Here is a 22,144-nt window from a genome sequence, read left to right as displayed (position 1 = left end):
GAGGATAGCCGTCTTTTCATTACCGCTTTTTCGTACTTTTTAAAAAAATCGTAAGTTATTCAGTGGCCTCGAATACCGGTTAAGGGGCTGTATCCCGGCAGCGGCGTCCCGCCTATACTTACGCTGTTGGTCTCGAATACCGTCTGCGGCGGCAGGGCATCGGTCAGATTCAGCATGGCCGCGATATTGCCGGTGTTGCTCGCCAGGATGGAGAAGGAGAGCAGACTGCCGACAGAGGCCTGCGCAGGGCTTGCGCTTTTGACAAGTCCAATGACTGGAATGAAGACCGGAGTAGATACTGTGCCCGATAGGGCTGTTCCGCTGAATGTGCCTGATGTAAAGGACGCGCTTGCCCGGTTGCTCAATTGTGGCGGGCTTGGAATAGAGGTCGCATTAACCTGGAAGACAACGATGCTTGTAGCACCCGCAGCAAGTGTGCCAAGAGCGATCCCGGCATTCGGATTGGCAGAGGGTACAGCCGTCCCGTTCACTGTGACTGTCCCCGCTACAAAGGCACTGCCGGCCGGAGCCGGATCAGACAGCACTACATTGTTAACAGCTACACCGCTGGGGTTGGATACGGAGACGGTGTAAGTAAGATATTCGCCTACAGCCACAGAGGTGAGATTGGCATTTTTGAGAATCGTGATGTTGGGCGCAGAGACCGGAATAGTCACTGTATTAGATACACTTCCACCGGACAGGGAGCGTCCGCTGGGCAACTGATAGGTGTAACTGCTGCTGCCCTGGTCCGTCAAGGTTGCCGGAGACGGCAGGGATTGAACAGTGGTGAGGAAGGTTACGGTCAAGGCGGCTCCCGGTGCTACGGACCCGAGCGGAATTCCGCTTACCGGAGAATCTGACGGCCGGACCACTCCATTCACTGTGACGCTTCCGGCGACGAAGGCAGACCCGGCAGGAATCGTGTCCGTTAAGGTTACTGTTGCTGCGAGGTTGCCAGTGTTCTGTACCTGCAGCGTGTACTGGACATTTCCCCCAACCGTGGCGCTGCCGGGGCTGGCGCTTTTGACAATGCCGATTATTGGCTGATAGACAGGGGTGAGCGTTGTATTGGACTGTGTGATGGCATTGAAGGACCCCGAGCTGTAAGAGGCCGATGACTGGTTAGCGAGCTGGCCGCTTCCCGGCACAGAGGTGACACTCACCTGGAAGGTTACTGTTACGCTGGCCCCTGGCGCAATGGTGCCGACAGATATCCCCGAAGCCGGATCAGCGGCTGGCCGTGAGGTTCCCGCCACCACCACACTTCCAGGCACTAGAGTGCTGCCTGCAGGGATCGGATCAGAGAGCACGACATTCGTGATGGCGACGATTCCGTTATTAGTAACCACAGACGTATACTGCAGGGTATCGCCTACGGCGACATCCGGGAAGCTGGCGCTTTTGACAAGGGCGACATTAGGCAGTCTTACCGGTATGGTGAGCGTATTGGAGGCGGCCGAACCGTTCACGGTCCGCCCGTCAGGAACCAGGAAGGTATAAGCGGCTGTAGCCTGGTCAACGAGCTGCGGAGGAGAGGGCAGGCTATTCACCAGCACGCGGAACTGAACGGTCGAGCTTCCTCCCGCCGCGATGGTGCCGATGGCGATCCCGGCGGCGGGATTCCCCGCCACGGGCGTACCGTTTACTGTGAAGCTTCCCGGAATGTAGGAGCTGCCGGCAGGGATGTTATCCGTGAGCGTAGTAGTGGCGCCGATATTGCCGGTATTGGAGATTTGCAGGGTGTAGAGAATCTGGTCTCCGACGGTTGCATTGGTTGTATTGGCGCTTTTGACAATGCCGAGCACCGGGGAATATACCGGCAGCGATTGTGTGTTGGATGGAATAACCCCGCTCACAATCGGGCCTCCGGCCACACTCTGGAAGGTGAAGGCAGCGTTAGCCGTGTTGGGCACAAATTGCGGATTCGGCAAGGAAGTCACTCTGGCTTGATAGGTAACTGTTATGGAAGTGCCAAGGGCCAATGATCCCAGCGGGATGCCGGAGGTTATATCATAAGTCGGCCTGGAAACACCGGCAACCACCACACTTCCTGTGACAAAAGTAAGACCTGCCGGTAAAGCATCCGACAATACAACACTGGCTGCGCTTGCTGTGCCGCTATTGCTGACCGTTACAGTATAAGTGACCAGATCGCCAACGATAGTACCGGCGACATTTGCGCTTTTGGTCAAGGAGATCTTGGGCGCGTTGATATCAATTTGCAGTCCGTTCGCGTTAACGACATACGCATCGCCTGATGTAGTCAAGGTCAGGAGTGCAGAGGACTGATTATTGACCAGACGCGCAGAGACATCCACATTCGTGATATCCCAGCCCTGCCGCCCCCCGACAATGTTGGAGCCCGGACTGCCGTTGGTCTGGTTGCGGGTGCCGAACGTGCCTGTCGTATTCAGATTGCCGGCATCATTGTTAATCTGCGAGGCAAAGAAGTTGTTCGCGAAGTTATTAGGACCGGACAAGGCGACCTGAGTAGTAGAGGTAGGGCCGAAAAGCGCCTGATCTCCCGAGCGGTTGGCATCTCCTTCCTGGGCGCTGAACTGGATACGTCCGCCCAGCGCGCCGGTAACCGGTGTGGCGAAGCCGGTAATGGTGGTGACCACCGGAGCCGAGGAAGCTTGGACAAGGACGGCGCCTGCGCGCAGTGACATGTTGCGGAAGGGCAGCGACGGATTCTGGTAGATGACGGCAAGTGTCCAGCCCGCATGGTTGGCAGTGGAATCACCAGGAATAACAATAGTCCCGACTACACCGCCAGTGACATAGGTTCCGGCACCTGAGGCTTGAATGGTGCTTGTGACATTGGCGGAGCGGACATACGCGAGTGCCCCGCCACCCAGATCCACCGAATTGGCTGTGGCTGAATCGGGGGTTACGCTGACCGTGTTCCCGAGTGGTGTTGTAAAGGATACCGGGTTGTTGATTGCAGAAGTGAGATTGACGTTACCGTTAACATAGGAACCGCCCCAAATCAGCTCAGCATACAGAACCGTGCTTCCTGCAGGGAGTACTAGAATAGCGGCTGAACTGTTGTTCTGATATAGACTGGTAGTGCCAGCGGGGTAGGTGCCGTATACAGAAGCTGTATTGATCGTAGAGAAGCCTCCGATACTGTCCTGCGTACCCGGTACACCGGCAGTTTCAGAGCGGCTTAGTCCCAGCGTGTTGCCTGTGAAAGTGATGGCGCCTGTTGCATTAACCGTAGACCGGACGACTAGAGGAATAATTTTCACCTCCTTTTGAATAGAAGCTCTAACAGCAAGTGGAAACGGCTTTGCCGTCCTTTAAAGGACGGTACCGTTTCAGCGAGAAATAGAAGGATAAGTTATCATGTGAAACAAATAAATTCTTCTATACTTCAAAAAAAAGCAGACCGGCTCCTGTGTGAGCCGATATGCCATCTTGCTTGTGTTGTATTAGCCTATGTTCCGTTTTGGGCAATCTTGTATGTCCATCCCGATTTTTATAACATATATTACCTGTTATGCAGCCGAAGCCTGCGCTCCAGCAGCGCCTGTGGCTCAGGCAGCACCTTCCGGCTCATCGCCTCCAGTTCCTCACCCGTAATCTCCCGCTTAATGACGGCGAAGTGGTACATAATTTCATGGATGACATTGGACTGCAGCGTCTTCAGAACCTCCAGCTCTTCCGCATCATACAGATTGTCGTCATACGGATATTGATAGAACAGCTCCATCCGCAGCAATCTGAAGTCAAACGGCGGCAGTGGTACGGGATAATCAGGGATCTCCGGGCACAGCGGACTCTGAGAGGGCTGGAAGAAGCGGCCGGTGAAATAGCGGGGGGTATACTCATCGAACTTTTGCTTAAACATAGGGTTGGAAGCATGCGGGAAGCTATGGGCATAGGGTGAGAGAATACACACAACCGCTTGGTGCGTGCTTATTCTATAAATCTCTGACATCGCTGCAAAAAGATCGTTCACATAAGGCATGACCCGGCTGGCCATCACGAATTCGGCCGTATTGTCGGGCAGGGGGATTCCTTCGCAAATATCGCAGACGATATCCACCCCGGGGTACAGTGTGCGGTCGATTCCCAGATACCCGGACTCTTTGCCGGGGCCGCAGCCGATATCGATTCTCAAGGATACCACTCCTTCAAATGCTGAATAAGGCTCTTCATGTATTGTATTAGTCCGGCGCTTCTGTGCGTACGGCTGATGCCCAGCCCGTAACGGCAAGTTTACACTACCCGGCTTGCGGGGTAATCCTTAGGTAAGGTAAGCAGCACACAACTAACAGAGGAGGTACACATCATGAGACTAGAGCGTACGCTACCCGGTATGACAGCAATCGCTGCATTGATGCTCACCCTGACGGCTTGCGGCGGGAACAGCCCGGCGGAAGCCCCCGGAGAATCGTCCTCAGGAGGCTCTTCGGGCATTCCTGTACAGACGGCGGCGGTACCTCTCGCCAGTCCGGTGCTTAAGTCTAGTCCTTCCGCAGCCGAAGAGTCAGAGAAGATTCAAGGCTCAGGTACTTATGTCGGGCAGATGGACCCCCATTCCGTGGAGATTGTGACAGAGGAAGGGCCAACGGCCTTTGAACTAGGTGCTGGCACAGAGGATGCGCCGGAAGGGATTGAGATGGATGAACCAGTAGTATTTACTTATGTGGAAAAAATAGTCGGAAAAGATCCTGTAGTGATTCAGCGGGTATTGTCCAGTCTGACCAAAGCGGACTGATTCGGCAGGGTGCCCGGAACCGGGACTGTAATAGCGGAATATCCCATGGGTATTCTCTGTTGCAGTCTTTTTGCCGTCTATGGAACCGGCTCCAAAGGTTATTTTTTTGTAACCGGTTCAGAGAGAAACTTTTTCCGCCCGGCTTGCGTCAAAGAGATAGAAAAATGTGAGATGTTTCCTATTTCGGGAGGGTGAGTTTGTGAAAAAGTTATGGATTTCGATTGTAGCAGGATTATTAGTGTTCCCGATGTTGTTTCAGGCCCCTGCCCAGGCAGCAGCCAAACCCATCAAAGTTATTATTGATGGAGTGACCTTGTCCACCGATCAGCCGCCGATAATGGTGAACGGACGGACTATGGTACCGCTGCGGGCTATCTTTGAAGCCTTCAATGCCGACATCAAGTGGAATCAGAAGACACAGACAGTAACTGCCTCTCAGAATGATACAACGATTGTACTGAAGATTGGCTCCAAAATTGCCACAATCAACAACAAGGCAGTCAGCCTCGATGTGCCGGGCCAGAATCTGAAGGGCCGCACTATGGTGCCTACCCGGTTCGTCAGTGAAGCGCTTGGCCGCGAGGTTGGCTGGAATCCGGCTGCGCAGATTGTAACGATTACCACTCCGGTTCCGGTAGGCGGGAATGCGGCTCCGGTATCGGGAGTAACCGCCCAGGATATCGGCGATTATGGAGACGGCCGGGATCTTCAGGTCAGCTTCAACCGTGCGGCCGACGAATCGCTGGTGGATCACTACCGCGTGCTTATCGCCAAGACCGGCACCACACTAAATCTGTCGTCTGCACTGGCAGTAGGGTCCAATAACTACTCCGTTGCTCTGGTAACAGGAGCCAATCCTGTTGTGAAGCTGAATGCAGCCGCCAGAACGATCGACGGTGACCTGATTAAGAATAATCAGGGATATAGCGTATATGTAATGACAGTGGGCAAAGGCAATAATACCAGCGCCCTCTCCAGTGCATCTGCCGTTATTACCTTGCAGAACAAGGCAGTTCCGGCACTGGGTACCGTCCAGGCAACAGATACCAGTGATTACGGGGATGGCCGTGATCTTCAGGTCAGCTTCAACAAGCTGGCCGATGAGAGCAAGATCAGCACGTACCGGATCTTCGTAGTCAAAGCGTCGAATTCCCAGGTGTTTGATCTGGGCAGAGCCAATGCGGTGTCCAGCAGCAATTACACGCAGATCAACAAGACGGGGAACAACATCAGCATGAACCTTTCCTCCAGCTCCAGAGATACAGATGGAGCGCTGATCAAGACGGGTGTCAGCTACCGGGTATATGTACTGGCGGTTGACAGCAGCAATGCTGCGAATAATGTGCTGTCACCTGCTTCGGCGGCCCTCACACTCACCAATGCAGGGGTATCCAACCTGAATGTGACCGATGTGAACGATTATAATGACGGGCGGGATTTGAAGGTTACCTTCAACCATGCCACAGACGAGACCAATATCAGCCAATACCGAATCCTGGTAGTGCCAATGAATTATTACAGCAGCTTCAGCTTGAATGATGCGAATAACGTCTCCAGTGCCAATTATACGGCTGTAAATACATCAGGATCTTATACCGAACAGATTCTGAACTCCTCCAGCCGAGATGTACGCGGTTCCCTGATCAGGAATGGAATTAGCTATAGAGTGTATGTGCTCGCGGCAGGCAACTGGAACAATTCAGGCTCGAATGTGCTATCCGCTGCTTCTCCGGCGATCACGCTGGTGAATACCTCCGGCCTCAGTGCCATATCGAATCTGAGTGTGAGTGATGTGAATGATTATGGAGATGGCCGTGATCTGAGAGTAGCCTTCAATCATGCCGCAGACGAATCCTACATCAGCCATTACCGGATTCTGGTGGTGCCTATGAATTATTACAGCAGCTTCAGCTTGTCGGAGGCGAACAATACGGGGAACTATACTACCGCAGGTACATCCGGGGACAGCACCAATCAGGTGCTCGATGCCTCAGCCAAGGATGTACGCGGCGCAGCCATCAAGCCGGGAATCAGCTACCGGGTATATGTGTTGACTGTCAGAAACGGCGGCTACCAGGGAGCTAACATATTGTCGGAGGGATCGGCAGCCATTACCTTATCGGCTAAGCTTCCTGTCACTTCCGTGACGAATGTAACCTACGGCATGGATAACGGCAAACTTGCGGTTAACTTCACCAAGTCTGCCCGTGAGTCGAATATTTCCGAATACCGGGTATTCGTAGTCCCTTCCAAGCAGAGCTTCGGTACAGCAGAGGCCCTAAGCGTGCAATCGTCTTACTACAGATCGGCAGTCCCCAACGGAAGCAATCTCTCGATAGCGGCTGCTGCCAGAGATATTAACGGTAACCCGATTGTCAAAGGCACCAAGTATAAGGTATACGTGCTTGCGGTAGCCAACAGCTCTGGAGTACAGAACGGCGGACTATCCGATTCAAGCGAAGAGTTCGAAATATAAAAGTCCGGCTCTCTCTAGAGGGCTGCACCAAAAAACACAGCATGTCCCGGTTAAGGGATATGCTGTGTTTGCTGTTGAGCGGAAATCAGGACGCTCCGGCATTCACGAACACAACGGATAGCAGAAGCATGAACAGAAGCAGGAAGCCGGCGTTGATGATGATGCCGATGACAGCAAATACCTTACGCCGTCTGCGCAGGGTCAGACCGATAATGCCGGTAACCGCCCCGATGATATTCACTGCGACAAGGATGAGCATGGTCAGGCCCAGATACATGATCGTTTCTGCCGAATCGGCAATCAGTTTATTGTGCTCATTCATCAGAGAAGACGCTTGAGCTCCTACATACACGAAGGTAACCGCGTAGCAGACCAAAGTAAGCAGAGCGATTACGAACGAAGCGATACCGGGGCCGGAGTGCTTATAGTCGCGTTTATTCTCCTGATATTCGTATTCCGGATTCGTATCTTGTTCGAGAGGAGGTGAATGATAATCCATGGGCTGCACTCCTTGGGATGTAATAGGTTATTACTACCACTTCATCATAACACCGCTCTAAATGCAAGTCTTCAGCGCATATACGCTCAGAATAATGCAGCTGGCAAAAGGCGAAGCAGATACGTTAAGATAGGAGAAGTTCAACTCAGGGAAGGAGCTGTATATCTATGCAACGAAGATTGATCGGCTGGGGAGCCTTGCTGGGTATGCTGTCCGTTGCCATCGGTGCGTTCGGATCGCATATCCTGAAGCCTAAAATCAGTGAGCACTATCTGCAGGTATACGAGACGGGCGTCCAGTATCATATGTTCCACGCGCTGGCCCTGATCCTTATCGGGCTTGCCGCAGGGCAGTTGGGCGAAAGCGCACGTCTGCTCTGGGCAGGGCGGCTGATGGTTGCCGGGGTGATCCTGTTCTCGGGCAGCTTGTATATCCTCAGTATTTCCGGCATCAAGGTTCTGGGGGCGATCACTCCGCTGGGAGGCGTATGCTTCATTGCGGGCTGGATCTTCCTCGCCTTGGAGGCCTTTTCGCGCAAGAAGTGAAGTGAAGCCGGAGTATGTATTCGCACAATAACGGTAAGACGAAGAAGCACCCGCCCCCGGAACCCGGAGGGGGTGCTTCTTCGTCTTACAGAAATTCATCGATTTCATTAAGCTTGAATGTGTAGACCTGCTTCTCGTCCTCATGGTATACACTCAGCGAGTTCTCGGTTTCGTCAAAATTCAGAATACGGCAGGGCATGGACACCTGCTTGCCGTGCCGGTTCGCACGAAGCCGGACCAACTGGTTATTCTGAATGTACTGCCTGATTTTGCCGAATACATCAGCAGGAGTTTCTACCGGTGCTGCCGCCGGCTTTTTGGCCGCTGGCTTCTCCGCAGGCTTGGCCGCCGGAGGGTCTGCCGGCTTCTCTGGCAATTTCACCGGCACAGGTGAAGTTGTCAAAGCGTCATTCTTTATAGCCATTTTTGCGGACTTCAGCAGATGATCAATGGCTCTTCCAAGCTCCAGCCCGGAGTTGATGTTGAAATCCGTGACTTTGTCGCTGGCATTCAACATTTCAAGCAGGAACTGCAGCGCAAGCGGGTTCGTGCGGGCATTAATCAGGATGTCGACATTAAATAAATAATTGCCGTCGGTATGTTGTAGTTTCTTATCCATTAATCCCCCAGCTTAATCGTTAGTCACGATTTCTTTAATTTAAATTAGTATATAAACTATACCACTAAATTAGCGGAAATTATATACCCTCTTACATAGAAATAAGGACTTCTGACCCCTCCAATTTCTCTATGAACTAGGACCATCGTCCACACGCGCTCTGAAGCGGAAGCATAACCTACAACGTGTATGTGAAAAGAAGGAGGTGCTGCAAATGGTAACGTTAGAGCCTATGCAGGTGGGCGACCATGTCCTGGTGGGTGTTGAGGTGAAGCTGCCCAAAACTACGCTGCTCAGCATCAGTACAGACAAGGGATATATCATGTGCGGGGCGCTGGATATCGGACTGTTGAATGAGGTGCTGAGCGACCGGCAGATTATTGCGGCAAGGGCTGTCGGGGTGCGCACGCTTAATCAGCTGCTGGCTGCGCCGCTGGAGTCTGTAACTATAGAAGCAGAGAAGCTGGGAATTGTTCCGGGTATGTCCGGTGCAGAGGCCCTGCTGCTAATGATGTAAGGCGCATAGCGATGTAGTCAGCCAAGGAGCATCTCTGCCCCTTGGCTGATTTTATTCTCTTTGAACCGTATCATTTAGCATAACCGCCGCCTGCTTGGTTCATCCTACGGGGTAGGACAGAGGCTTGTTTATGGCCACGGGGGTGAAGGCTTGCCCGGGGTCAAGCTTGTTTCGCCCACAGGGCAGAAGGGTAAATGAAGAATAGACAACTGCATGGCCGGACAATGGACAAGCAGCCGGCTAAATTCGATGGATAAGGAAGGGATTATCTCATGGCTAAAGCATCAAACAAAGTGAATACCGCTTCATTGGAACAGGTACTGAACCGTCAGGTTGCCAACCTTAACGTATTATATGTGAAGGTGCATAACTATCACTGGTATGTGAAGGGTGAGCAGTTCTTCGCACTACATGTGAAGTTCGAAGAGCTCTACGATGACATTACACTCAAAATGGACGAGGTGGCTGAGCGACTGCTGAGCATCAAAGGCAGCCCTGCAGCAACTATGAAAGAATATCTGGAACTGGCTACCATTCAGGAAGCCACAGGCAAAGAAGATGCCCGCGGTATGGTTCAGGCGCTGATTGAGGATTTCGCTACAGTAGCGGAAGAACTGACAGAAGGCATCGAGCTGGCAGAAGAAATCAGCGACCAGCCGACAGCAGACCTGTTCATCAAAATCCGCACGGATCTGGAGAAGAACCAGTGGATGCTGCGCGCTTTCCTGGGCTGATTGCCGGGTAGCGTCAAATAATGAAGTAGACGAAGCCAAGCCTCCCTTCGGGAGGCTTTATTTTTTTGGACTATGATCAATTATTGTTTGAACGAATTTCAGCGAAGCCTGCAGCTCCGGCTCTGTGAAGGAGTTCATGCTCTCGAGAAATTTCTGTTCAAGGTGCTCATGCATCTTGGCGTGGAGGTCAAAGAGCTGTCTGCCTTTAGGGGCAAGGCTGAAGTACACCTCTTTCTTGTTGTCGTTCATCCGGCTGCGCTTGATGCAGCCATCCTGCAGGAGCTTGGTGCTGATTTTGGTGATGCTCGCCTTGGACAGCTTCATTTTGTCCGCGATTGCAGTGCTGTTAATCGGCTCGTTATTGCCGATACAATCAAGGACATGAATGCTGGTTAGACTGGTTGATGAGAACGTGATCCCGCGCTCCTGCAGGAGTTCAGCAATAGTATTCTCCTCAGCGGCAATATATTCCTCGGATAAATGGGATAAATGGATGAAACGCTCATACAGCAGGCGCTTAAGTCCTTCGGCTGGATACATGGGGGACAGGCCACTCCTTCTTGTATATATTAATTCTATTCTAATTCATTATTATTCATTAGTAAACTAATGTTAATGAAGAGTTGTTTTTTATACTATAGCTAATTAAATAACAGATTTAACTATTGCAATATTGGATTGACATTCCTCGATTTTGAAAATATAGTTTACTGGTAAATCATTTTATATACCAAGCTATATTCGGGGAGGAATGAGAGTGAAGGATGTGTCAGGCACCATAAAAGAACGGCGGACTGTCAGGAGATTCACCGATGCGCCGGTTGAGCAGGAGGCTATTGTATCTTTACTGAATGAAGCCGCCGGTCTATACGAGGCCGAGGGAACACCTCACTGGCGCTGTCTTTATGCCGGAGACCCCGAGTCCCGGGATGAATTGGCTGAATGTATGATCGCGAAGGTGAAGGGAAGCCCTCTCGCCAAGCTCCTTCCTGCCAAAATGACCGAACTTTTGAAGAAGCAAATCATAAATACACCGGCCCACATCATCTTCATTGCTGAAGCCGCCGATACGCAGCAGCAGCGGGATGTGAATTTTGCCGCGGTCTGCAGCATCATGCAGAACGTCCAGCTGCTGGGCTGGGAGCAGGGACTTGGCATGCTGTGGTATACAGATCCCATGATTCTCAGCGAGTCTTTATATGAAAAAATTGGTATGCATGAGGGAGAAAGGATTGCCGGAATTCTGGAAATCGGCTACTTTGAGAAGACGCCAAGGGCCCGGAAAAGAAAACCGGCAGAACGAAGCTGGACTACAATCGGCGAAGACGGCAGCCTGCTCCCGGGCTCCTCTCTGATCTCTCCACAGAACGTCCTGAAGCTGTTGAACGAAGCGGTCTGGGCACCGAATGACGGTCTGAGGCAACCGTGGCGGTTCATCTATGTAACGGGCAGCGAGGTTGCCCGTCAACTCAGCTCCGTAGAGGAGCAGGTTGTGCTGCCGTTGCTTCTGGTTGTAGCCACAGAAGAAGCCGATCCTCATAAGCAGCAGGAAGATTATGCCGCAGTCTGCTGTCTCGTTCAGAATTTTCAGCTGCTGGCCAAATCTGAACCGTGGCAGGTACGCCGACACATTCCGGAATGGGTGTATGAACGGGAACGGTGTAAGGCACTTGGACTTCGTCCGCTGGAGCGGATCGTTGCTGTGCTGGAACTGGGCGGGGGCAATAGGGGTCCTGAATCCGTAGCTTTGCCTCCAGAAGTAAGAATAGAGCTGAATTCATTTGTAAAAACCGGACCTTTGTAATAAAATTAGTGAGAATCATTGATAATCATCCTGATTCACTTTATAATAATTACAATGTGATAAAAAATCTAAATGCTTGTAATCAGGGTTAACCTGTGACAATACAACTTTCTGATTTCGCAAATCGATCAATGGAGGGAATAATAATTATGGCAGCAGAATTTGTCATTGAGGGACTGAAAGCGACGATTGAAGGAAAAGAAATTCTGAAGGGGATTAACCTTCAGATGAAGGGCGGAGAAATTCACGCGATCATGGGCCCGAACGGTACTGGTAAAAGTACGCTGGCTTCAGCGCTGATGGGACACCCTAAGTATGAAGTTACAGAAGGCACCGCTGTACTCGAAGGTGAAGACCTGCTGGAGATGGCAGTGGATGAACGCGCCCGTGCCGGCTTGTTTCTGGCAATGCAGTATCCAAGTGAGATTAGCGGTGTAACTAATTCTGACTTCATGCGCAGTGCGATCAACTCCCGCCGTGAGGAGGGCAGTGAAATCTCGCTGATCCGTTTCATCCGGCTGATGGAAGCCAAGATGAAGGAGCTGGATATGAATCCTGAATTCCTGCACCGCTATCTGAACGAAGGCTTCTCCGGCGGGGAGAAGAAGCGTAACGAGATTCTGCAAATGATGATGCTGGACCCGAAGATCGTCATCCTTGACGAAATTGACTCCGGCCTTGATATCGATGCCCTCAAAATTGTTGCCGACGGCGTGAACTCCATGCGCAGCCCGGAACGCGGATTCCTGGTCATTACCCACTATCAGCGGTTGCTTAACTATATCAAGCCTGACTATGTGCATGTCATGATGCAGGGAAGGATTGTGAAATCCGGCGGTCCTGAGCTGGCACAGAAACTGGAAGCAGAAGGTTACGAATGGATTAAGGAAGAGCTCGGCATTGAAGACGAAACTGTAGGACAAGAAGCTTAGAAACGCTGGAAGGAGGAAACCACTTATGACGACGCAAACCATACTTCCCTTAGACGCCCTGCAACTTACCGCACAGTCGCTGAGCAACGGTGAACCGGGCTGGCTGAAGGACAGCCGCTTGAAGGCTCTGGAGCTTGCCGCTGAGCTTGCTCTGCCGAAGCTGGAGAAGACGCGGGTTGACCGCTGGAATATCAACAACTATGGGGAATACAAGCCAGGCCAGGCGCTGGCGGCACTTCAAGATGCACCGGCTTCTATTGCCGGGCTGATTGAAGGACAAGAGGAAGGCAGCCTGATTATTCAACGGAATTCAGGGGCTGTATATGCCCGCCTGGCTCCGGAGCTGGCTGCGCAAGGTGTTATTTTCACCGATTTACAGACTGCAGTCAGAGAGCAAGGAGACCTTGTTCAGCGTTATTTGCATAAGGCAGTATTGCCTGAAGAGCACTCCGTTGCCGCACTGCATGCAGCACTATGGAACGGCGGCGTATTCCTCTACGTTCCGAAGAATGTCATCCTTGAGACTCCATTGCAGGCAGTGCTGCTTACGGATGACGCTGAAGCTGCTTTTGTACCGCATATTCTGATTGTAGCCGACACGAATAGTTCCGTGACTTATGTAGATAACTATGTATCGGATAAGTCTGAAGCCGGTTTGCACAACGGAGCGGTTGAAGTCTTTGTAGGTGCTGGCGCTACAGTGAGATACGCTACGGTGCATCAGCTCGGCCAAGATACTACAGATATTACTTACCGCCGCGCGGTGGTTGAGAATGATGGTACTATCGAATGGATCATCGGTGAGATGAACTATGGTGATACGGCTAGCGACACCAAATCGGTGCTAAAAGGCAACGGCTCAAGCTCAGATGCGAAGGTAATTGCTGTAGGCTCCGGCTCGCAGAAGCTGAGCTACACTACACAGGCGCAGCATTTCGGACGGAATACACCGAGTGATATGATTACCCGTGCTGTTATGCGGGATTCAGCAACCTCGATTATTAACGGAATTACGAAGATTGAGAAGGGCGCTACCAGAGCTGACGGACAGCAGACAGAGAAGGTTCTGATGCTAAGCCCCAAAGCGCGCGGAGATGCCAACCCGATCCTGCTTATAGACGAAGATGATGTAACCGCAGGCCATGCCGCTTCCGTAGGACAGGTCAATTATGAGCAAGTCTATTACCTGATGTCCCGGGGATTATCGCGGCATGACGCAGAAACACTGATCATTTACGGCTTCCTTGCACCTGTTGTGTCGCAAATTCCACTGGAGGGACTGCGCAATCAGCTCCAAACTCTTGTGGAAAGGAAGTTAGGCCAATGATTAGCAGTCAGATCCGGGAGCAGTTTCCCATCCTGAACCAGAAGATCAACGGCCATCCGCTGGTCTACCTGGACAGTGCGGCCACTTCACAGAAGCCGCGCCAGGTCATTGAGGCGGTCAAGTCTTACTATGAATGGGATAATGCCAACGTACACCGTGGGGTGCATACCCTGGGGAGCCGGGCAACCGATGCGTATGAAGGCGCCCGCGAGAAGCTGAAAAACTTCATTAATGCCCGCAGTGTGAAGGAAATTATCTTCACACGCGGGACAACGACCGCACTCAATATTGTAGCTTCCTCTTACGGTCCTTCCGTCCTGAAGGAAGGGGATGAGATCGTGATCACCCAGATGGAGCATCACAGCAATTTCATTCCCTGGCAGCAGCTGGCCAAGAACACCGGGGCCACCCTGAAATTCCTGCCGCTGCAGAAGGACGGGACGATTACGCTGGAGGATGCCGAGCAGACGATTACTGCCCGGACGAAGATCGTAGCGATAGCGTATGTATCCAATGTCATGGGGGTTACTCATCCTATCAAAGAGCTTGCAGCGATTGCCCACCGGAACGGTGCAGTAATCGTTGTGGACGGGGCACAGAGCACACCGCATATGAAGGTGGATGTGCAGGACCTGGATTGCGACTTCTACGCCTTGTCCGGACACAAGATGCTTGCGCCTACGGGTATCGGGGCTCTCTACGGCAAAAAGGCGCTGCTGGAAGCTATGGAGCCGGTTGAGTTCGGCGGCGAGATGATTGATGATGTCGGGCTGTATGAGTCCACCTGGAAGGAGCTGCCGTGGAAGTTCGAAGGCGGAACACCGATTATTGCAGGTGCCGTCGGCTTAGGGGCAGCGATTGATTTCCTCCAGGAGGTCGGAATGGATGAGATCCACCGCCACGAAATGCAGCTTGCCGCATATGCGGAGCAACGGCTGTCTGAGGTCAGTGATCTGACGATCTATGGTCCCCGCAACCGTCAAGTGGGGGTAGTCACCTTCAACCTGGGTGATGTGCATCCGCATGATGTGGCCACTGTGCTGGATGCGGAAGGTGTGGCTGTCCGCGCAGGGCATCATTGCTGCCAGCCGCTCATGCGCTGGCTGGAGGTCAGCTCCACCGCCCGGGCAAGCTTCTACCTGTATAATACAGAGCAGGATGTAGATGCGCTGGTTCAAGCCTTACTTAAGGCAAAGGAGTATTTCAGCTATGAACTTGGATGACTTATATAGACGCGTAATTATGGATCATTACAAAAATCCCCGGAATCGCGGCTCATTTGAAGACGATGCACTTAAGATTGAGCTCAATAACCCAACCTGCGGCGACCGCATTACGCTTCAGCTTAAGGTGGAGGATGGCGTTGTCCAGGACGCACGTTTCAGCGGCGAAGGCTGTTCGATCAGTATGTCGTCGGCTTCGATGATGACGGAAGCGGTCAAAGGCCAGACAGTAGAGCATGCGCTTGAGATGGCTAACAGCTTCTCCTCTCTAATGAAGGGTGAGGAAGCAGATTTCGGAGATTACGAAGATATTGAAGCCCTGTCCGGTGTTAATAAATTCCCGGCGCGGATCAAATGTGCCACTCTGGCCTGGAACGCGCTTCGCAAAGGCATAGAAACGTAAGAAGCTTATCAATAACATACACAAGGAGGCTGACACCATGGCTAAGAAAGCGCCTGATATGGAGGAATACCAGTACGGATTCCGTGACGAGCACAAGTCGATATTTCAGTCTGGTAAAGGACTCACGGAAGAAATCGTCCGGGAAATCTCCGCGATTAAGAATGAGCCTGAATGGATGCTGGAATTCCGGCTGAAATCCCTGGAGCAGTTCCGTAAGATGCCAATGCCACAGTGGGGCGGCAATCTGGATGATCTGGATTTCGAGGATATCCAATATTATGTTAGACCTTCCGAGAAGCAGGGCAAGACTTGGGAAGAGGTTCCTTCCGAGATTAAGGAGACCTTCGACAAGCTGGGAATTCCGGAAGCGGAGCAGAAGTTCCTTGCCGGTGTCTCTGCACAGTATGAATCCGAGGTAGTCTATCACAGCATGCAGCAGAACCTGGAAGATCAGGGTGTAATCTTCACGGATACGGATTCTGCACTGCGTGATCACCCGGAACTGTTCAAGAAGTTCTTCGGTACGATTATTCCTCCTGCTGACAACAAGTTCGCCGCACTTAACAGTGCTGTATGGTCAGGAGGCAGCTTCATTTATGTTCCGAAGGGTGTGAAGTGCGAAGTTCCATTGCAGGCTTACTTCCGCATCAACTCCGAGAATATGGGACAATTCGAGCGTACTCTGATTCTGGCAGACGAAGACAGCTTCGTGCATTACGTTGAAGGCTGTACTGCCCCGATCTACAGCACGAACTCGCTGCACAGCGCCGTGGTTGAGATTCTGTGCATGAAGAATGCGCGTGTCCGTTATACCACCATTCAGAACTGGGCACCGAACATCTATAATCTTGTTACCAAACGTGCGGTTGCCGAAGAGAATGCTACCATGGAATGGGTAGACGGCAACATCGGCTCCAAGCTGACGATGAAATATCCGGCAGTGGTACTTAAGGGCCGTGGAGCCAAGGGTTCTGTATTGTCCATCGCAGTAGCGGGTAAGGACCAGCATCAGGATGCAGGCGCCAAAATGATTCACTTGGCACCGGACACCACCTCTACGATTGTATCCAAGTCGATCAGCAAGCACGGCGGCAAGGTTACTTACCGCGGACTCGCTTCCTTCGGCCGCAAGGCAGAAGGCGCAAAATCCAATATCAAATGCGATACACTCATTCTGGATAACGAGTCCACCTCGGACACGATTCCTTACAATGAGATCATGAACGATAACATTGTGCTTGAGCATGAAGCGACGGTCTCCAAGGTGTCTGAGGAGCAGCTATTCTACCTCATGAGCCGTGGTCTCTCCGAAGCCGATGCCACACAGATGATTATCATGGGCTTCATCGAGCCGTTCACCAAGGAGCTGCCGATGGAATATGCGGTAGAGATGAATCGCCTCATAAAATTCGAGATGGAAGGAAGCATCGGGTAACCGGAAGCTTCCTCCAATTCTCAAAGATAGATACAGTGAGTGTCCACAGAACTTTGATGCAGGTTGGTCAAAGCTCTGTGGGCATTTTTGTGTTTTATTAGGACTGCTTGAATTTTTTTCTGTAGTAAGGATGAGGTGGCCTGAAAAGGGGCCGGTCTGTGAAATAAAGGAATCTGAGTCCGATTGCTGAGTAAATACCGCTGATTTTCCCGATTAGCGGTATTTCAGTCCTTTTCAGAGGGCAAGTCGCAATAAAAATACATAAAATACCTTTTATTAGGCTTCCAAAAAGCTGCTTCGCATCGTTGAATCTTGCTATATCTTAATTGAGCAGTATTTGCGAGGAAATAGCAGCATTTAAAACGACGGGCGTCCTTTAGCCCCTGCTTAAGCCCGGTTTATTCCGAAAAAAGAGGGAAAACGGTGGTTTCTCCCCTTTGCCGCATTAAATTAGGGATGATAAACTGCTTAAAGTCACTAAATTGGAAGCGCTAAAAAAGCTGGTTTACGGTGCGATATTTAGAGACTAAGTTTATGCTTACGGGGCAGGTTACTTCGTAAAGCTAAGTTTATGCTTACGGAGGCAGGTTACTTCGTAAAGCTAAGTTTATGCTTACGGAGCCAGCTTTACTTCGTAAAGCTTTAAGGAGGAGAGATATGGATGTTCTCAGGCAACTGCGGGGCTTTTATCGGGAGAAGCTGCACTATCTGATTCTGTCGATTGTATGTTTGGCGGCCGCAACTGCAGTGGGGCTTATTACCCCCAATTTGTTAAGGAGATTGATCGATGATGTTATTGTTCCCCTAAAGTTTACTGAGGTGCCCGTACTCGCTCTCAGTGTGCTTGCTGTCATTATTGTCAAGGCGTGCCTGCAGTTTGCCCATGGATTTTTCGGCGGACGGCTGGGGAATTTCCTGGCTTACCGGCTGCGCAATGCCTGTTATGAGAAGCTGCAATTTCTGTCCTTCCGGTATTATGATACGGCGAAGACAGGTGACCTGATGTCCCGGCTGACCGGGGATTTGGAAGCAATCCGCATGTTCATCGGCTTCGGATTTGCCCAATTGCTAAATGTGTTCTTCATGGTTCTGTTCGGCTCCATTATGATGTTCACCATCAACTGGCAGCTGACGCTGGTTACTCTGATCACAATGCCATTTCTGGCAATAGTCGCACTTAAGTTTGAATCCAAGATTCATCCGGCCTTTCAGGAGATGCGCCTCGCGTTAAGTTCCCTGACAACGGCTGTACAGGAGAATGTCACCGGGGTAAGAACAGTCAAATCGTTTGCCAGAGAGGCCTACGAAGTTGAGAAATTCTCGCACCGTAATGAACGATATAAAGAAAATCAGATTTTTGCGGCCGAGCTATGGAGTAAATTCTTCCCGTTCATGGAGCTGCTGGCTTCGGTCAGTGTAGCTATTCTGCTAGGTGTCGGCGGTACGCTGGTTATCAACAAGCAGATGTCGCTGGGTGAGCTGGTTGCGTTCTTCAGCCTGATCTGGTACATCATCGGTCCTGTATGGGGACTCGGGTTCCACATCAATAACTATACCCAGTCCAAGGCCTCCGGCGAACGTGTGCTGGAAGTGCTGAATCAGACCATCGATGTCCGGGATCAAGAGAATGCCCGCGAGCTTGCAGCGGCAGAAGTGAAGGGTGAGGTGGAGTTCGATCATGTCACCTTCGCTTACGGCAACAAAATGCCGGCAGTCAAGGATATTCATTTCCATGCCGAGCCCGGTGCAGTCATTGGCTTCCTCGGCGGAACGGGGTCCGGTAAATCCACGATCACCCAGCTGATGATGCGTGCCTATGATGTGAATCAGGGCAGTATCAAGCTCGATGGTGTGGATATCCGCGAGTTCCAGGTCCGAAGTCTGCGTTCGCAAATATCGACGGTGTTCCAGGAGACCTTCCTGTTCTCCTCATCAATCCGCAATAATATCTCTTATGGCCTTAAGAATGTCAGCATGGATGAGATCATCCGTGCCGCTGAGCTGGCGAAGGCGCATGACTTCATTATGGAGATGCCGGAAGGCTACGATACGGTAGTCGGTGAGCGGGGGATGGGTCTCTCGGGCGGCCAAAAGCAGCGCATTGCCATCGCCCGCGCATTGCTGAAGAATCCGCGGATTCTTATTCTGGATGATGCGACCAGTGCGGTAGATATGGAGACGGAGCATGAGATTCAGGCCGGCTTCCAGGAGGTTATGCGCGGACGGACGACCTTGATTATTGCCCACCGGATCTCCTCCCTGCGCCATGCCGATCAGATCATTGTCATGAATGAAGGTAGAATGGTCCAGCAGGGTACCCATCAGGAACTGATCGCGGTCCCGGGGCCTTATCAGGATGTGTACCGGATTCAGTACGCCGATTATTTAGCCAGGGATAACGGACGAGAGGCAGGTGATCCGGCATGAGTCTTGAGACCTCCAAGCAGACTGCTGACGGTGTATTAAATACCGACAACAGTAAGGTTGAAGAACAGACGCTTGAAGAACGTTTTATCTATAAAGACGATGATGTGATTGACAAGGCTTTTGACTGGAGGCAGTTCACCCGCTTATTCAGCTATATGAAGCCATATGCGAGGCAGATGCTGCCGCTGGTCTCAATTATGATGATTCTGGGTACGATTACAAAGCTGACAGTTCCGTTCCTGACCAGTATGGCGATCGATAAAGCGATTGCTCCAAAAGACGGAAACACCAGCTTGACGCTGCTCTACACATTAACAGCCAGTGTTATCATTCTGTATCTGATTCAATGGATTGCCGGCGTATACCGGATCAAATATACGAATGTGATCGGCCAGCGGGTGATTTATGACCTGCGTTCGGACCTGTTCCGGCATATCCAGAAGCTGTCCTTCAACTTCTTCGATAAACGTCCGGCCGGATCAGTCCTCGTCCGGGTGACCAATGACATCAACTCGCTGCAGGATTTGTTCACCAACGGGGTCGTCAATCTGATGATCGACTGTGTGCAGCTGTTCGGTATTATGATCATTCTGCTGCTTATCAACTGGAAGCTGGGGCTGGCCGTGATGATTACGGTGCCTGTTATGTTCCTGATCTCGACCAAGCTGCGGCAGAGAATCCGTATTGCCTGGCAGGATGTGCGTATGAAGAACTCACGGATCAACTCCCATCTGAATGAGTCGATTCAGGGGATTCGCGTCACCCAGGCCTACACCCAGGAAGAAGAGAATATGCATTATTTCGATGCCATGAATATGGACAGCCGGAAATCGTGGAACAAGGCCTCGGCCATGAACCAGGCATTCGGTCCGATCATTGAAGTCACCGGCGGCTTCGGGACGATGATTCTCTTCTGGTTCGGGGCTTACCTGATTCAGTCGGGAGAGCTTACGGTCGGCTTCCTGGTCGCCTTCAGCAGTTATGTCAGCAACTTCTGGGACCCGATCAACCGGCTGGGACAGATGTACAATCAACTGCTCGTAGCGATGGCTTCCTCCGAACGGATCTTCGAGTATCTCGACGAACAGCCTGCCGTTCAGGATAAGCCGGGAGCGACACCGCTGTCCAAGATTAAGGGAGATATTCACTTCGATAATGTTGTGTTTGAATATGAGAAGGGCCGTGCGGCTCTTAAGGGCATTAACCTGGATGTCCAGGCAGGCCAATCCATTGCACTCGTAGGACATACCGGCTCCGGCAAAAGCACAATCATCAACCTGATCGGCCGGTTCTATGATATCAAGAGCGGTGGCATCACCATTGATGGACGGGATGTCCGCGATGTTACACTCCAGAGTCTGCGCGAACAGATCGGGATTGTCTTGCAGGATACCTTCATCTTCTCAGGAACGATCCGCGACAACATCCGCTTCGGACGGCTGGATGCCACGGACGAAGAGATTGAAGCGGCTGCCAAGGCTGTAGACGCCCACGATTTCATCGTCAAGCTGCCTGCCGGCTATGATACCGAGGTGGAGGAGCGGGGAAGCGCACTGTCCATGGGACAGCGCCAGCTGCTCTCCTTCGCCCGGGCGCTGCTGGCCGATCCGCGGATTCTGATTCTGGATGAAGCGACAGCCAGTATCGATACGGAGACGGAGATCAAGATTCAGGAAGCGCTGAAGCTGCTGCTTCAGGGCCGGACCTCCTTCATCGTCGCCCACCGGCTCTCGACCATCCGTCATGCGGATAAGATTGTGGTGCTGGATCACGGCGAGATTAAGGAAGAAGGCAATCATGCCGAGCTGACCAAGCATGACGGCATTTATAACGGTTTAATTGAAGCACAGTTCCGCTTTTTATAGAAGCATCGTAGAAGCAGATGCAGCAGCCTGGCCCCGATGTGGGGATGGGCTGCTGTTTTTATGTGCTGGAAAGTACAGGGCGCGCGCGGAGCCCCTTTCCGTCAAGACCGTTTCCCCGGCTTCCCGCTTACCCGGACCTCCAGCAGCTGCGCGCTGATCTCCTGCTGCCACTGGGTATCATGAGTATCCGCTGCCAGCAGGGCTTCGATATGGAGACGCGCCATTTCCCAGCAGTAGACGGTGTTGATATGCAGGCAGTGTTGAAGCTCGTCTTGTTCCGCCGGAGCCAGCGGACGCTTCAGACTCAGGGTATATAAATCGGCTAGGCGCTGATGAACGGCAAGCATCATATCTCCTCCTTGTATTTCTGTCTGCTATTAGCGTGGCCCTCGAGAGCCGGTTTCAAACCGGAATGAAGCCTAATATGAATATTCAGATCTTTAGAATAAAAAAGTTCTTGAAATCGCTTTTATTTATGCTACAATAGCAGTAATACAGGATTGTGACCGGTAATGCGGGCAATGCCTAAGCTGATGCGAGTATCATTTTATGAATGATATTGGGATCAACTTAGGCTTTTTTTGTACAAACTATGCGTCAGGAGGTGAA

At 51.7% G+C, this 22,144-nt stretch carries 19 protein-coding genes; 13 read left to right on the top strand and 6 right to left on the bottom strand.

Annotation, left to right across the window (positions count from 1 at the left end; translation table 11 throughout):
• Positions 1–59 precede the first annotated feature (59 nt).
• Positions 60–3,254 carry a beta strand repeat-containing protein gene (locus NSU18_RS10135; RefSeq protein WP_341148917.1) on the bottom strand — a complete coding sequence of 1,065 codons (3,195 nt, stop codon included), beginning with the start codon at positions 3,252–3,254 and terminating at the stop codon, positions 60–62.
• A 242-nt stretch (positions 3,255–3,496) separates the two neighbouring features.
• On the bottom strand, positions 3,497–4,129 hold the full coding sequence (locus tag NSU18_RS10130) for a methyltransferase domain-containing protein (protein ID WP_341020024.1): 633 nt from the start codon (positions 4,127–4,129) through the stop codon (positions 3,497–3,499).
• 171 nt (positions 4,130–4,300) lie between these two features.
• Between NSU18_RS10130 and NSU18_RS10125 the strand changes: the two genes are divergently transcribed.
• A complete protein-coding gene (locus NSU18_RS10125; protein WP_341148916.1) occupies positions 4,301–4,729 on the top strand; it encodes a hypothetical protein in 429 nt (142 codons plus the stop codon).
• 199 nt (positions 4,730–4,928) lie between these two features.
• Positions 4,929–7,205, top strand: a complete 2,277-nt coding sequence (locus NSU18_RS10120) for a copper amine oxidase N-terminal domain-containing protein (RefSeq protein WP_341148915.1) — start codon at positions 4,929–4,931, stop codon at positions 7,203–7,205.
• An 85-nt stretch (positions 7,206–7,290) separates the two neighbouring features.
• On the opposite strand, the gene NSU18_RS10115 is transcribed toward NSU18_RS10120, so the two are convergent.
• On the bottom strand, positions 7,291–7,704 hold the full coding sequence (locus tag NSU18_RS10115) for a hypothetical protein (protein WP_341020028.1): 414 nt from the start codon (positions 7,702–7,704) through the stop codon (positions 7,291–7,293).
• Positions 7,705–7,871: 167 nt separating this feature from the next.
• Between NSU18_RS10115 and NSU18_RS10110 the strand changes: the two genes are divergently transcribed.
• Positions 7,872–8,249 (top strand): DUF423 domain-containing protein, encoded by a 378-nt coding sequence (locus NSU18_RS10110; RefSeq protein WP_341020030.1) that lies wholly within the window; start codon positions 7,872–7,874, stop codon positions 8,247–8,249.
• An 85-nt stretch (positions 8,250–8,334) separates the two neighbouring features.
• Here NSU18_RS10110 and NSU18_RS10105 read toward each other — a convergent pair whose 3' ends face one another.
• Complete coding sequence (locus NSU18_RS10105; RefSeq protein ID WP_341020033.1) at positions 8,335–8,868, bottom strand: hypothetical protein; 534 nt, start codon at positions 8,866–8,868, stop codon at positions 8,335–8,337.
• Between the two features lie 214 nt (positions 8,869–9,082).
• Here NSU18_RS10105 and NSU18_RS10100 point away from each other — a divergent pair, with 214 nt between their 5' ends.
• Entirely contained in the window at positions 9,083–9,385 is a 303-nt protein-coding gene (locus tag NSU18_RS10100; protein WP_341020035.1) for a YunC family protein, read from the top strand.
• A 272-nt stretch (positions 9,386–9,657) separates the two neighbouring features.
• Positions 9,658–10,119, top strand: coding sequence for a Dps family protein (locus tag NSU18_RS10095; protein ID WP_036692784.1), 462 nt, complete (start codon positions 9,658–9,660; stop codon positions 10,117–10,119).
• Between the two features lie 57 nt (positions 10,120–10,176).
• Here NSU18_RS10095 and NSU18_RS10090 read toward each other — a convergent pair whose 3' ends face one another.
• Entirely contained in the window at positions 10,177–10,659 is a 483-nt protein-coding gene (locus tag NSU18_RS10090) for a MarR family transcriptional regulator (RefSeq protein ID WP_341148914.1), read from the bottom strand.
• Positions 10,660–10,876: 217 nt separating this feature from the next.
• Between NSU18_RS10090 and NSU18_RS10085 the strand changes: the two genes are divergently transcribed.
• The 8 genes from NSU18_RS10085 to NSU18_RS10050 all read left to right on the top strand — a co-directional run bounded on the left by NSU18_RS10085 (position 10,877) and on the right by NSU18_RS10050 (position 21,535).
• A complete protein-coding gene (locus NSU18_RS10085) occupies positions 10,877–11,923 on the top strand; it encodes a nitroreductase family protein (protein WP_341148913.1) in 1,047 nt (348 codons plus the stop codon).
• Between the two features lie 149 nt (positions 11,924–12,072).
• On the top strand, positions 12,073–12,855 hold the full coding sequence (gene sufC, locus NSU18_RS10080) for a Fe-S cluster assembly ATPase SufC (protein WP_341148912.1): 783 nt from the start codon (positions 12,073–12,075) through the stop codon (positions 12,853–12,855).
• A gap of 25 nt (positions 12,856–12,880) precedes the next feature.
• Complete coding sequence (gene sufD, locus NSU18_RS10075; protein ID WP_341148911.1) at positions 12,881–14,182, top strand: Fe-S cluster assembly protein SufD; 1,302 nt, start codon at positions 12,881–12,883, stop codon at positions 14,180–14,182.
• Complete coding sequence (locus tag NSU18_RS10070; protein ID WP_341148910.1) at positions 14,179–15,405, top strand: cysteine desulfurase; 1,227 nt, start codon at positions 14,179–14,181, stop codon at positions 15,403–15,405. The genes sufD and NSU18_RS10070 overlap by 4 nt, the downstream gene beginning before the upstream one ends.
• Positions 15,392–15,808, top strand: a complete 417-nt coding sequence (sufU, locus tag NSU18_RS10065; RefSeq protein WP_341148909.1) for a Fe-S cluster assembly sulfur transfer protein SufU — start codon at positions 15,392–15,394, stop codon at positions 15,806–15,808. The genes NSU18_RS10070 and sufU overlap by 14 nt, the downstream gene beginning before the upstream one ends.
• A 37-nt stretch (positions 15,809–15,845) precedes the next feature.
• Positions 15,846–17,243, top strand: a complete 1,398-nt coding sequence (gene sufB, locus NSU18_RS10060; protein ID WP_341020046.1) for a Fe-S cluster assembly protein SufB — start codon at positions 15,846–15,848, stop codon at positions 17,241–17,243.
• 657 nt (positions 17,244–17,900) lie between these two features.
• Positions 17,901–19,670, top strand: a complete 1,770-nt coding sequence (locus NSU18_RS10055) for an ABC transporter ATP-binding protein (protein WP_341020048.1) — start codon at positions 17,901–17,903, stop codon at positions 19,668–19,670.
• Complete coding sequence (locus tag NSU18_RS10050; RefSeq protein WP_341148908.1) at positions 19,667–21,535, top strand: ABC transporter ATP-binding protein; 1,869 nt, start codon at positions 19,667–19,669, stop codon at positions 21,533–21,535. Before NSU18_RS10055 ends, NSU18_RS10050 begins: the two co-directional genes overlap by 4 nt.
• Positions 21,536–21,636: 101 nt before the next feature.
• Here the strand turns inward: NSU18_RS10050 and NSU18_RS10045 are convergent, their stop codons facing one another.
• Positions 21,637–21,882 carry a DUF7667 family protein gene (locus NSU18_RS10045; protein WP_341148907.1) on the bottom strand — a complete coding sequence of 82 codons (246 nt, stop codon included), beginning with the start codon at positions 21,880–21,882 and terminating at the stop codon, positions 21,637–21,639.
• Positions 21,883–22,144: the final 262 nt, after the last annotated feature.

Origin of the sequence: Paenibacillus sp. FSL H8-0048, from assembly GCF_038002825.1 — a bacterium.
GTDB lineage: Bacteria > Bacillota > Bacilli > Paenibacillales > Paenibacillaceae > Paenibacillus_AQ.
The sequence above is the reverse complement of the archived record's forward strand: the minus strand, read 5'-3'. Positions and strand labels throughout refer to the sequence as shown.

Coding starts and splice junctions, on each gene's coding strand:
- NSU18_RS10125 (WP_341148916.1), top strand. CDS start 4,301: ATGAGACTAGAGCGTACGCTACCCGGTATGACAGCAATCGCTGCATTG.
- NSU18_RS10115 (WP_341020028.1), bottom strand. CDS start 7,704: ATGGATTATCATTCACCTCCTCTCGAACAAGATACGAATCCGGAATAC.
- NSU18_RS10110 (WP_341020030.1), top strand. CDS start 7,872: ATGCAACGAAGATTGATCGGCTGGGGAGCCTTGCTGGGTATGCTGTCC.
- NSU18_RS10105 (WP_341020033.1), bottom strand. CDS start 8,868: ATGGATAAGAAACTACAACATACCGACGGCAATTATTTATTTAATGTC.
- NSU18_RS10100 (WP_341020035.1), top strand. CDS start 9,083: ATGGTAACGTTAGAGCCTATGCAGGTGGGCGACCATGTCCTGGTGGGT.
- NSU18_RS10095 (WP_036692784.1), top strand. CDS start 9,658: ATGGCTAAAGCATCAAACAAAGTGAATACCGCTTCATTGGAACAGGTA.
- NSU18_RS10090 (WP_341148914.1), bottom strand. CDS start 10,659: ATGTATCCAGCCGAAGGACTTAAGCGCCTGCTGTATGAGCGTTTCATC.
- sufC (WP_341148912.1), top strand. CDS start 12,073: ATGGCAGCAGAATTTGTCATTGAGGGACTGAAAGCGACGATTGAAGGA.
- sufD (WP_341148911.1), top strand. CDS start 12,881: ATGACGACGCAAACCATACTTCCCTTAGACGCCCTGCAACTTACCGCA.
- NSU18_RS10070 (WP_341148910.1), top strand. CDS start 14,179: ATGATTAGCAGTCAGATCCGGGAGCAGTTTCCCATCCTGAACCAGAAG.
- sufU (WP_341148909.1), top strand. CDS start 15,392: ATGAACTTGGATGACTTATATAGACGCGTAATTATGGATCATTACAAA.
- sufB (WP_341020046.1), top strand. CDS start 15,846: ATGGCTAAGAAAGCGCCTGATATGGAGGAATACCAGTACGGATTCCGT.
- NSU18_RS10055 (WP_341020048.1), top strand. CDS start 17,901: ATGGATGTTCTCAGGCAACTGCGGGGCTTTTATCGGGAGAAGCTGCAC.
- NSU18_RS10050 (WP_341148908.1), top strand. CDS start 19,667: ATGAGTCTTGAGACCTCCAAGCAGACTGCTGACGGTGTATTAAATACC.
- NSU18_RS10045 (WP_341148907.1), bottom strand. CDS start 21,882: ATGCTTGCCGTTCATCAGCGCCTAGCCGATTTATATACCCTGAGTCTG.